The sequence below is a fragment of the Marinobacter suaedae genome, assembly GCF_030519635.1.
GTDB lineage: Bacteria > Pseudomonadota > Gammaproteobacteria > Pseudomonadales > Oleiphilaceae > Marinobacter > Marinobacter suaedae.
The window spans coordinates 713,175-724,709 of sequence record NZ_JAUMIS010000001.1 but is presented as its reverse complement, the minus strand read 5'-3'; the positions used below and the strand labels follow the sequence as shown (position 1 = coordinate 724,709).

Below are 11,535 nucleotides of genomic sequence, written 5' to 3'. Positions count from 1 at the left end.
GGGGGCGGGAAACGGTTGCCAGCACTTCCGCTTGGTCGACCTCGGTTACGATGGATTCTCGATGATGATCTCTACCCGACGGTTCTGCTGACGCCCGGTGGGGGTGTCGTTGTTTGCGACCGGCCGATCCATGCCGAGCCCCGATGTGGAGAGCCGCTGCGAGGCGATACCCTGTTGCGTCAGATAATGCCGAACAGCATCGGCGCGATCTTGCGAGAGGCGCTGGTTGTAGTCAGCGGATCCGACGTTGTCGGTATGCCCTTCGATCTGAGCGTTGCGATCCGGATACTGGTTAAGAAAATCCACCAATCTGTTGAGGTTGCTGCTGGCGCCACCCTGAAGTTTCGCGCTTCCGGTGGCAAACAGCACATCTCCCAGTGTCAGAACCACGCCACGGTCGGTTACTTCTGCCTGGAGTGCCGCAATTTGGCTCTGGTACTCCGCTTCCTGCTGCATGGCAAGGGCGGCTGCTCCGGCTGCATCCTCCCGGGCCTTGCTGACTTCGAGCGTCCGTGCATTCAGCCGGGCCGCAGCGCGCTCCTCGCCATACCTTTTGCGCTGATCCTCGGCATATCGCGTGGTCGCTTTGGCCTCGGCAATCGCGACTGCCCGATCAGCCATGAAGACCCGATGCTGACCCAAAGCTGCGTCAGCATCGGGCAATGGCTGCTCGGCAAGGCGTACTGCGATTTCCGCATCCCTGAGCTCCATGCGGGCCCGATCGGCCAGATTGGGATTTTCCTGCAGGGTGGTCAGTTTGCCGCGCACGTTTTCGGCACCGATGGGGGCTGTCGGTCCGGTGGCACAGGACGCGACCACCAGCGATGAGCACAACAGCGCGGCCAACATACCACCACGCTTGACATTTTGATTCATGGAAAGGTTCATTGCTCTTCTCCTTGGCGCCCCATTTCCTCGGTCAGGGCATCGGCGCTGCGACCCATTTCCCGATTGATAGCCATCGCCTTCGCGGATTCGGTTCGCGCTGTGGCAAGCTCGGCCGCAATGGCTGACTCCCGGGCGAGGCGCTCTGCGTCTTGCATCTGCTCTTTACTGACAGAGCGTTCCGCCTTCAACAGCTTCTGTTGCGCTTCATCCAGTTCGGCGCCCGCATGCTGCCTGGCGCCGGCCTGTTCTGCAGTAGCGATGGCATCCCGTGCTTCTTTCAGCGCGCTGGTGGGGGGCAGAGGCGCCGACGCACAAGCGCTAATCAGTACGGTGGCGACCGCCAGCCCCAGGCCACCGCGCAGGCGGTTGGCAATACTTTTTTGGTTTGAGTGATTCATGTCAGTGCTCCTCCGGAAGCCCTACGTGTAATCTTCACTGTAGGGTTCCTCGGGGCCGCGCTCTGTACGCTACCGTACCCATCCCTGTTTATTTACTGCAGAAAGAGCTGGGCGATCGACGCAGCAGGCTGCATGCTCCCTGGCTGCTGGGGGAGAGGGAATCCCGGATATGGCAAGGTCGGTGGTGTAACGTACAGAAACTTCGCGGCTGCTCGGCCACAGTTGAACCATTCAGGCTGTGCCGTCGCTGGTGTATGGCTTACTGGGTAACTGTCGCGGGAGAGCACCATGGCCGCAAGAGGAAAAAGTGAGGCCTTCGATGGGCCGCAGAACGGGAATCGCTTGATCGACAGCTTGCCGTCCGGCCCCCGCACGGCCGTGCTGGCACACTGTGAATACGTTGAGTTGCCCGCCGGTACTGTGCTGTGTGTTGCCGACGAACCCTTCGAGCACGTTTATTTTCCTATCGTCGGTAACATTACACTGATGACCAAACTGGCAGGCCACCGGCCTTTCGAAACGCAGGGTATCGGAAGCGAGGGAATGCTTGGCGTGAACCTGATCCTGGACGTCAATCGCTCGTTCCAGCAAGGCATCGTCCAGACACCCTGCCTCGCATTGCGAATGGAAACCGAGGCGCTTCGGGCGGCCATAAGGCGCCATTCGGCACTACGCCGTATGCTGCAACGTTATTTTTCGGTTGTTTTCGAGGAACTGCTGCAAGCAGTCGGCTGTATTCGCTTTCACGACGTGGGGCAGCGGTTGGCACGGGGCCTGTTGCTGGCCCAAGACCGGGCGCCAACGGCCGCCTTGCCCCTGACCCATCGCATCCTCGCGGAGACGCTGGGTGTCCAGCGTGGAGCGGTCACCCTCGCCGCGCTAAAGCTGCAAGAGGACGGGTGCATCCGCTACAGTCACGGCAGGATCGCCATTATCGACCGCGCCGCGCTTGAAGCAGCAGCTTGCAAATGCTATGAGACCAGTATTGGCAACCCAAAGAGTTTATGCCACACCTGTAGGCTCCCACCGAATATCGCCCATGCGCCGTCAAAAGGCCCGAAAGGTGAATAAATGAACAGTTTGTAAAATGTATGGCTTCGTACATTCTGCCTTACTAATGGCGTACACTGATCTGCATCATTGGTCGGCCACGGGAGGCGCCAACGATGACACCGTCACCGCACCCCACACAGAACCATCTCCTTGCCGCACTGCCCGCGGACGTCCGGCAACGGCTCTTACCCTATCTTGAGGAAATCCCCATGCCCCTGGGCCAAGTGCTCTATGAAGCCGGGGACAAAATGCGCCACGTGTATTTCCCCACCGACAGCATCGTTTCCTTGCTCTATGTGATGGAGAGCGGCGCATCTGCGGAAATCTCAGTTGTGGGGAATGAAGGCCTGGTGGGGATCTCATTGTTCATGGGCGGTGAGAGCACCTCGAGCCGTGCAGTGGTCCAGAGCGGTGGTAGTGGTTATCGCCTGGCAGGGCAGCGCCTGGTTGACGAATTTCATCGACACGGTGACCTCATGTCACTTGTCTTGCGCTATACGCAGGCGTTGATCACCCAGATGGCACAGACCGCCGTCTGCAATCGCCATCATTCCATCGATCAGCAACTGTGCCGCTGGCTTTTACTCTCGCTGGATCGTTTACCCACGACCCACCTGGTCATGACCCAAGAGCTTATCGCCAATATGCTGGGTGTCCGCCGCGAAGGGGTGACGGAAGCGGCTGGAAAGCTGCAGCAACTGGGCGTCATAAAATACCGGCGCGGACACATTGAAGTCGTGGATCGCCCCAGGCTCGAGCAAATGAGCTGCGAATGCTATGCGGTGGTCAAACGGGAAACTGATCGTCTGCTCACCGTTCCATCCGCCTAGTGCATACCGGGGGTTCGGGGGTTGCGCGTTCCCGGGCCGCTTGGCAGCCTGAGTGCGGTTCCGAACAGACCGCCACACTTCCCAGGTATAGGCTGATTCATAGCTCCCATACCAGGTCGATACCGATGTTCAGAACCTTTTCGCCTCACCACCCCCGCACCTGCTTCGAGACAGGGCCGGCATGCCCCCATTGCGGAGTCAGCGCACCAGCAGCAGGGCAGCCCACCCTGGCATTCCCGCTATCGGCATTTGGCGCTGATTCGTTCAACGATATTGCGCAGACCACCCTTGACGCGATTAACCAGGCGGTGCTGGTCATCGATCCTGAGGGCTTGGTTGTCTATCTCAACAATGTAGCCGAAGGACTCACCGGCTGGTCACGGGAAGAGGCGAAGGGGCGTTCGGTTGAACAGGTATTCTTCATTTTCGACGATACCATCGGGGCAGGGGAGCAGAATCCCGCGCGCCGGGCCATCAACGAGGATCGGCCCGTGAAGCTTGCTCTGGGCCGTGTCCTGATGCGCCGAGACGGTGCCAGTGTTGCCATCGAGGATTCCGCGACCCCCATTCGCGACCGTCACGGCACAACGACCGGTGCGGTTATTGTTTTTCAAGATGCCCGTCACTCCCGGTCCGCTTTGAGGAAGATGAGCCACGACGCCCAGCATGATCATCTCACCGGTCTGCCCAACCGAATACTGATGATGGAGCGGCTCACTCAGGCCGTTGGCCTGGCGCGTCGGCACGGCAAGCAAACCGCGCTGCTGTTCATTGATCTGGATAATTTCAAACAGATCAACGACTCCCTGGGTCACAGCGCCGGTGATGCGCTACTGAAAGACATCGCCGTGGAGATTGGGAACTGTTTGCGCACTACCGATACCGTCAGCCGCCACGGCGGTGATGAATTTGTTGTCCTGTTGAGTGAAATCGAGGCGCCGGAAGATGCCCTGCAGGTGGCGGAAAAACTGTTGGCCCGATTCGCCGAACCTCGCAAGATTGATGGGCGCAAAGTCCAAGTCACAGTGAGCATTGGTATCAGTGTCTATCCGGAGGACGGGCAGGACGCCACTACCCTGATGGAGAATGCGGATACGGCCATGTACGCCACCAAAGAAAATGGGCGCAACGGCTACCGGTTCTTCCAGCAGCTGCAAGCGCCGACTGAGCTGGCATTGCCTCTGCAACCCCCATTTGCTCGAAGCAAAAGAATGGATGAACCGGTGTTGATCTGGCACCGCTGGGGATAATTTTTTAAAAGGTGGCTTATGCGTGTTTTTACCAACCCGGTCGGTGCCGGTGCCCTCTGGTTCGATAACCTGGCCACTGCAGATGGCACTCCCGTTGCCTATGATCCTCAGGCCAGGGCCTTTGTGTCCGTGCCGGCTTTCTGTGCCAACCGTGAGGTGATTGGCTGTAACTGGATCGCACCGGAACAGGGGGCTTTTTGTCGTTCCTGTGCTATGACCGCTCTAGCGCCGAATCCGAACATTCCCGGCGCCATACCCAACTGGGCCCACACCGAAGCTGCAAAACGCTGGGTGCTGGACAATCTGGGGCGCTGGTCCTGGTTCCGGCCTGAAGACTCCGGCTGCCGTCCGGTCTTCCGCATGCTGGCGGAGGGGCTGACGCCGGTTTTCATGGGTCACGCTCAGGGTGTCGTGACCATCAGCGTGGCAGAGGCAGACCCGGTTATTCGAACCACGCGGCGGGAGGCCCTGCAAGAACCTTATCGTACGATGGTTGGCCATATGCGCCACGAAATCTCCCACATGTTGTGGTGGCGCCTGAGCCTGCGTGAGGACTTTTTGGAGGCTTTTCGCGCCATGTTTGGTGACGAGCGTGAGGACTACCGCGCCGCGCTGCGGCACCACTATGACAGTGGTCCTCCGCCGGACTGGAGGAGCCATTTTTTGACCAGCTACGCCTCCACCCACCCCCATGAAGACTGGGCTGAAACCGCCGCCCACCTTTTGCACTTGACGGACATCACCGACAGTTTCGGGGCCGCCGGATTAAACTCACCCCAGCTCCCGGAAAACGGCTGGGATCCCTATGCAGAGCCTGAGGCTGAGCGCCTGATTCAAGTGGCTGCGTCGCTGACGGTAGCCGTGAATCACGTGAACCGATCCATGGGCCTTTCCGATCTTTATCCCTTCGTGCTCTCTAGCAGAGCGCGTGAAAAGCTGGCCTTTGTCCACGGCTGGCTGCGCCGAGGCGCCCAGGGGCGTTAGGGGGCGTCGAACCGTCGTTCGAATCTGTTCGCCCGTGCGGGGTGCTGTCCCGAGTAATAAAAGCCCACTGACCAAAGCCAGCCAGTGGGGCTAAGTCCTAATGTTCTTGCATACGGAGTGCGTATTTACTGTGGGCTTGGGCTACCCTCGATAGGAGCGCTAGAACAAAGAGCCTCAATCCGATCGACCTGGTCAGGATCGAAAAACCGCAGGTTAAGCTATGAGCCAACGAGTTTTGCCATGGAGCAACATCACGTCTATCAGCAAAGTCGCGCGCCTACCGTCGACAGGGGCAGGGCGAGGCGTTAAATATCCGTCCGCCGGCGCACTTATTGTTTCTTTACCTGCAAATCGTTTTTGACGGCTTGCGCGCCCGAGACCCCTTCCGCCACTTCCGTGGCACGGTCGACCATCGACTCTGAGTCGACGAAGCCGCTCAGTTGCACGGTTCCGTTGTAGGTCTTGACGCTGATTTGGAATACCTTTAGTTCGGGGTCACCTAAAATAGCGCTTTTTACCTTGATGGTGATGGCGCTATCGTCAAGGTACTCGCCAGTGCTTTGTCGAGTTGACGTTGAGGTACAGGCCGCAGTCGAAACTAGCGCCAGCCCGAGCATCAGCGCGGACAAAAAATGTGCGAATGGGAATCTGTAAGTTGTCATGCTCAACTCCTATGTTGTTGGAGCTGTAAACGTCTTTTTTCAGTTTGGCATGGTCCAAAGTAGCGGTCAGTGCGATAGGACACACAAGTTGAAAATTTCCGGTTGTGGCCTGCTCAGCCCACATTCCGCCTCGCCTCAGCGAAAGCCAAGAAAGGAAAGAATGGCCCGAACGATAACGACTGAGAGACCGTAGATCTGGTTGGGCCGCGTTCCCTGCGGCGGATGATGTAACTACCTTGTATTGGCTGGTCCATTGCCACATCGGGGTTTAGATTAGGATGAGAGGCGTTGCCTGGTATGTACGCTGGCCCACAGAGCGCAGAAAAATAACGAAGCGTTTCGTTTTGCTGTCGCCCGATTCTGCGCCCTCGATGTAAAGACGTTGATAGGCCAAACAATGCCTGCGAAAACGCTAGCAGGCAGCTCAGTCAAGGCACTACGGGTCATCAGCTTCGTCTCTTGTGATGCCATAAGCTTGCTGCATCTCGCCGGCCAGTTGTTCGCGCCTGCCAGCAATCTCGTCAAGGCGGTCATCCGTCAGCTTGCCCCACTGCTCTTTCACCTTGCCCTTCAGTTCTTTCTAGTTGCCTTCAATGGTGTCCTTGTTCATTTTAGCGCCTTCGGCCCTTTGGCCAGATGATGGGTTCATCGAAGGAAGGCCCGCGGCAAAACAAACGGTTCGCCGCCGCTTCAACATCGTCCACCCCGGGGCCATAGATGACTGTCCGACAATTGGGGGCAAGCGAATGTCCGCTTTTGTTGAGATACCAGGCGGGGCTGCGTGGGTCGCAAAGCGGACATTCAGAATTTACAGCCAGACGGCTTGACCATGGACCATACTCCACACTTTAGGCTCCTAATGAACATCGTGAATGGAGCGTGAAATGGATACCGGAACCAAACCTCGTGGCAAGAAAGTAAAGACCCTGACGTGGACCACCTTAGCACTGTGCGTGGGTTGCTGTGTTGCTTCAGCGCTGACCATCGTATTGGGCATCACTACTATTTCGGGTTTAGGCATTTATTTGGAAAGAGCCGCTCTCGGGTTCTTTGTCGCAACGCTTTTTTTGCTGGTGTATCCGAAGATCAGTCGGAAACGCGACACCTGTAATCTGGATTGTGCCTGCAGTAATAACCCGCTTAGCAGCAGAAAGAGTTGAAGCATTCAGGGAGGCCGGTGGGCTTGGAACATTGCCCATCGCATGATTGCCGCACGGCCTCCAGTCTATTTTTATAGAGTGCTAGCATGTTCATTTTCTTTTCCAGAATCCCAATCTTTTTATCGAGTTTTTCTGGCAACCCCGCACATGCGTCTGAATGGCGCGAGACCATATCTAGAAGCTCACCGATTTCCGATAAAGTGAATCCTAGCTCTTTAAATTCTCTTATATGATGCAGTCTTTCCAGCGCCTCGGCTGGGTAATTTTTGTACCCATTTCCCTGAATATTCTTACATCCGCTGCGCAACAGGCCGCGTTTTTCGTAATAACGGATCGTGTCTTTAGAGAGACCGCTTTCTGAGGCAAGCTTTCCAATAAGCATCAAATTTCCTTTTTGAGCATGTGGTTGAGCCAGGGCAAAGAGGACCTCTCGGCCAAAACGAATGCAAAAGATTTCCTATGTGGTGCGCGGTGCAAACATAATGATGGCCATGCCCACTAAAGCGATCGAGGAGCCCAGCAAATCCCAAGCGGTTGGACGAATACCATCCACAATCCATAACCAAAGGATTGCCATAAAGATATAGACCCCGCCGTACGCCGCATAGACTCTGCCCGCAGCCGTAGGATGCAATGAGAGCAGCCATGCAAATGCCGCGAGACTGAGCGCACCAGGCACCAGAAGCCAGATGGTTTTGCCTTCGCGAAGCCAGAGATAAGGCAGATAACAACCGAGAATTTCTGCCAATGCGGTAATGAGGAAAAGACCGACAGTCTTCAGTTCAGGCAAATATTTCACTCCCTGGCAGTATCGTACGCTATCCATAAAAAGTCTGTGGGAGCTTTGCCTGTTAGTGACTCCGGCCCTGCGCCCAACTTCGATGACTTCTTCTGGATACCTTGCACGAATCTCTACAAATGGCGAAGGAAATAAGGCACGAAATTCTAGGAATCCGCCATAAATTGCGCGGAGAAAGGCCAAAATCGGGTCCTATCTGCCCAAATTGAGATAATGCGGTGGCGGTCGCCTAGCGGTTCTCGGAGCAAAAGCGGAGGCGCCGGTCGGTGGATTCAATCGGTCGATGCAACACACTCCGCGAAGCGCTCTGCTGGCGTTTCATAATCCAGTGTTTTTCCGGGCCTGGTGTTAAGCTGCCGCGCTATTTCATCAAGCTCTGCCTGTGAGTGTACCGACAGGTCAGTGCCTTTAGGTAGGTACTGCCTGAGAAGTCTGTTGGTGTTTTCATTTGAGCCGCGTTGCCAGGGGCTCCTGGGATCGCAGAAGTACACTTGGATGTCCGTGGCCATCTCCGTACCGCGATCCCACGTTAGCGTTTTATACAGTTGGCTTGGTATTTCTTTGGCCTGGGTGATGAGAGCGGGTACGACGTCGTCAGAGAAGCGTCCGTCTACTTTTACCAGATTTACATAGCGGGAGCGCCGCTCCACCAAGGTGGCGACATAACTGGTCCTGGTGCCCCCAAAAAGGTCGCGCTCCCAGTGGCCAGGAATCGCTCGGTCTTCAACTTCGGCTGGTCGCTCACGGATGGAGACGGCACCAACGATGCCACCCAGCTTCTTTTTCAAGGTGGAGGATCGTGCTCTGCGGATGGTGCGTTGAGACCTTAAATAGGCCTGTAATTCCTTCTTCAGCGCGCCTCTGGCCTGGATAAAGAGCGTCTTGTAAATCGTTTCGTGCGACACGTGATATTGCTCATGATTGGGCAGCTTTCGCTTCAACCAACCGGCTATTTGTTGGGGTGACCAATGCTGCATCAACAGGGTCTCCACGATGTCGCAAAGCGCCCGGTTTGTCACCAATTTACAGGGCTTTGGGCGTTCAGCCCTGCGCCACGCCTCTTCGTCTGCGGTCACGGCCCGGTAAGCGCTCCGTCCGCCATTTCGACTGATTTCTCGGCTAACTGTTGAAGGGGGCCTGCAAAGCTGCGCAGCTATCTGTCTGATCGATAGTTCCGCAACCAACCCTCTGGATATCTCCTCACGTTCGGCGAGCGACAGCGACGTTTGAGGCCGTTTTCGCTCTGGCGGCCGAATGCCACCCGTCCTGGCGAAAACAGTATGGACGGAGGAAGAGTTGCGTTCGAAGAGCCTCGCGATCGCCGATAGCGACCATCCCTTCTTGTAGTGCTCCCACATGAGATCGCACTGTTCTTTGCTGTAGTAAATCCGTCTACGTTGTTTCATGGTCACCTCTATCGATGGCTCTACGATAGGGTGTTGCGCTCACCGATTGAATCCACCTCGCAAAGCGGACATTCATATGATCGGATAATGCCTAGGCTAAACAGCCGGTGGGCTTGTTGCTCGTGGAAGTCACTTTATCCATCTGCTCTTCTACAGATGACAACGTATTTCAGGACGGGATAATGCCCACAAAAAAGGCCCCGATTAACGGGGCCTCAAGAGGTCAAACAACCGCTAGTAAACCGTCAGGAAGTTGTAAAATGCGCTTTCCCCCATGGCACCCTCATCAACATTGACCTTATCACTCCAGCTCTGCCCGTAATCGGTGCTCACGCTGCTACTGATGGTTGAGTTTGACTGCGAGAGATCTCTCCAGACCACCAACCAGTTACCCTCTTTATCGGTTGCTATGGTTGGTGCGCGATCATCCGTTGGATCGGTAAACGCAGCATTATTTACCGTCCCTACGCTACTCCAAGTTGCGCCGTAGTCTGACGTAGAGGTGACAAACAGGTCGTACGCTGACCCGGAGCGGAGTCCGGACCAAACCAAAAGGGCATTGCCGGAATCATCCATGGCGAGGATCGGCTCTCGATCAAATCTACCGTCAGTTGCCGCATCGTCATTGGCAACGGCAGAGGTAGACCAGGTTTGGCCGAAGTCGGAGGAGGTGGAAACAAAGACATCTAAATCCGTGGCAATCGTGCCGCCCAGATCATTCGTACTCAACCAAGCGGCAATAGCATTACCGGTGGCATCCATCACCAAGGTGCAGGTTGTTTCGGCAGCGCTATCACTGCTTGCGCGAGAATCCAGAGCTGCGCGGATGCTCCACGTATCCCCGTTGTCTCTGGAATAGGTATAGAGAATGTCTGTATCGGTCCCTATGCTCCCGGTGTCGTAGGTACTGCTCCAGGCGACGACCCAGTTGTTACCGCCATCGTTAGCCATACAGGGTTGGCCATTGAATACAGTGTCGGTGGTTGAATAGATGGAGGCCTGGGGCGTCCAGGTAGCACCCTTGTCATCGGATATTGAGTAGAGGATGTTATCACTTCCGCCCACATCCGCTAGCCAAACGACGATCCAACGCCCGTTACCCGTTGTTAAAATCTTTGGGTATTCATCGTCACCAGAATCCGTTGCAGCCTCACTGTTTAACGTGGCCAGAGCGCTCCATGTAGCGCCATTGTCACTGGAAACTTTGTAAGCCAGGTCAATTTCGGTGCCGAAGCCAGAAATCTCTTCTGCGCCCCAAACTGCGATGATGTTGCCTTTGCCGTCAGACGTCGCGGCGCCATCGTATCCATACGGTGCATCGGCACCGCTCACCGAAAAAGGCATCACGCCGTCCCAACTGGCACCTGAGTCTCTGGATGTATTCACGTAAACGTTATCGTCAGAAAAGAATGACATGAATTCGTTTACGGGGCTGATAGCCGCAGTGGGATCACTTTCGATGCTCTCGTCGTTGCCGGCATCATCCGTGTAGGACGCGATGACGGTAATGACTGAACCAATGTCGGAATAGCTCAGGACATAACTGCTGGTGGACGCACCAGCGATTTCGGCGCCATCTTTCATCCACTGATAGCTGACATTGCCCATGCCATCAGGATCGGAAAGATTATTCGAGGCGATGAGCGTCTCGTATTCGGCCGTCGCGCCTGCAATGGAGACGGTGCCAGACGGAGCAGAATTTGAAGATTGAGAATCAGAAGAAGAGGAACCGTCACCGCCGCATCCAACAAGAAGGGCAAGCAGAAAACCAGATACTACGATACGTGTGCGCATAAATAACCTGTTCATATACCGGACCATACAACCAACGACTTGGCAAGAATTCCCGATTATATGCGACTTTAGTCCTAGTTTTTCGAAGCATTTTTATAGGCTCGTGCCAGGGAAGCTGATCAGCTTGGCTAAATATGCCTCTTTCAAAGTTTGCACGCGGTTCACTCGTGCACGTTTTTGCAAGCTAAAATCAGAGAGTAAAAAAAGGGAGAAGTCGGCGCTGCGTTAATGTCCGCTTTTGTTTAATTGGGTGGGAAAATATCGAAGCGGCCACACTATGGCGGCGCAACCATTCAAGCTGGGCAGTGTTC

Annotated in this window: 12 protein-coding genes; 5 read left to right on the top strand and 7 right to left on the bottom strand. The window is 55.7% G+C overall.

What is annotated here, in order from left to right; genetic code table 11:
• Positions 1 to 45 precede the first annotated feature (45 nt).
• Together QVZ43_RS03360 and QVZ43_RS03355 are read right to left on the bottom strand one after the other, a co-directional pair.
• Complete coding sequence (locus QVZ43_RS03360) at positions 46 to 888, bottom strand: OmpA family protein (protein WP_302908865.1); 843 nt, start codon at positions 886 to 888, stop codon at positions 46 to 48.
• Positions 885 to 1,286, bottom strand: a complete 402-nt coding sequence (locus tag QVZ43_RS03355) for a DUF4398 domain-containing protein (protein WP_302908864.1) — start codon at positions 1,284 to 1,286, stop codon at positions 885 to 887. The genes QVZ43_RS03360 and QVZ43_RS03355 overlap by 4 nt, the downstream gene beginning before the upstream one ends.
• A gap of 288 nt (positions 1,287 to 1,574) precedes the next feature.
• Between QVZ43_RS03355 and QVZ43_RS03350 the strand changes: the two genes are divergently transcribed.
• From QVZ43_RS03350 to QVZ43_RS03335, 4 genes are all read left to right on the top strand, one after another.
• The gene (locus tag QVZ43_RS03350) at positions 1,575 to 2,357 is read left to right on the top strand and encodes a Crp/Fnr family transcriptional regulator (protein ID WP_302908863.1); all 783 of its coding nucleotides are present in this window, start codon (positions 1,575 to 1,577) and stop codon (positions 2,355 to 2,357) included.
• 95 nt (positions 2,358 to 2,452) lie between these two features.
• Complete coding sequence (locus tag QVZ43_RS03345) at positions 2,453 to 3,169, top strand: Crp/Fnr family transcriptional regulator (protein WP_302908862.1); 717 nt, start codon at positions 2,453 to 2,455, stop codon at positions 3,167 to 3,169.
• A 125-nt stretch (positions 3,170 to 3,294) separates the two neighbouring features.
• A complete protein-coding gene (locus QVZ43_RS03340) occupies positions 3,295 to 4,419 on the top strand; it encodes a diguanylate cyclase domain-containing protein (protein ID WP_302908861.1) in 1,125 nt (374 codons plus the stop codon).
• 18 nt (positions 4,420 to 4,437) lie between these two features.
• Positions 4,438 to 5,403 carry a zinc-binding metallopeptidase family protein gene (locus QVZ43_RS03335; RefSeq protein ID WP_302908860.1) on the top strand — a complete coding sequence of 322 codons (966 nt, stop codon included), beginning with the start codon at positions 4,438 to 4,440 and terminating at the stop codon, positions 5,401 to 5,403.
• Positions 5,404 to 5,732: 329 nt separating this feature from the next.
• Here QVZ43_RS03335 and QVZ43_RS03330 read toward each other — a convergent pair whose 3' ends face one another.
• The gene (locus tag QVZ43_RS03330; protein ID WP_302908859.1) at positions 5,733 to 6,065 is read right to left on the bottom strand and encodes a BON domain-containing protein; all 333 of its coding nucleotides are present in this window, start codon (positions 6,063 to 6,065) and stop codon (positions 5,733 to 5,735) included.
• Positions 6,066 to 6,462: 397 nt separating this feature from the next.
• On the opposite strand from QVZ43_RS03330, the gene QVZ43_RS16515 reads away from it, so the two are divergent.
• On the top strand, positions 6,463 to 6,705 hold the full coding sequence (locus QVZ43_RS16515; protein ID WP_478219522.1) for a hypothetical protein: 243 nt from the start codon (positions 6,463 to 6,465) through the stop codon (positions 6,703 to 6,705).
• Positions 6,706 to 7,205: 500 nt separating this feature from the next.
• On the opposite strand, the gene QVZ43_RS03320 is transcribed toward QVZ43_RS16515, so the two are convergent.
• From QVZ43_RS03320 to QVZ43_RS03305, 4 genes are all read right to left on the bottom strand, one after another.
• Positions 7,206 to 7,607, bottom strand: a complete 402-nt coding sequence (locus QVZ43_RS03320; RefSeq protein WP_302908858.1) for a MerR family transcriptional regulator — start codon at positions 7,605 to 7,607, stop codon at positions 7,206 to 7,208.
• A gap of 75 nt (positions 7,608 to 7,682) precedes the next feature.
• A complete protein-coding gene (locus QVZ43_RS03315) occupies positions 7,683 to 8,015 on the bottom strand; it encodes a YnfA family protein (protein WP_302908857.1) in 333 nt (110 codons plus the stop codon).
• Positions 8,016 to 8,296: 281 nt separating this feature from the next.
• On the bottom strand, positions 8,297 to 9,430 hold the full coding sequence (locus QVZ43_RS03310) for an IS30 family transposase (protein ID WP_302908856.1): 1,134 nt from the start codon (positions 9,428 to 9,430) through the stop codon (positions 8,297 to 8,299).
• 234 nt (positions 9,431 to 9,664) lie between these two features.
• Entirely contained in the window at positions 9,665 to 11,224 is a 1,560-nt protein-coding gene (locus QVZ43_RS03305; protein ID WP_302908855.1) for a sialidase family protein, read from the bottom strand.
• Positions 11,225 to 11,535: the final 311 nt, after the last annotated feature.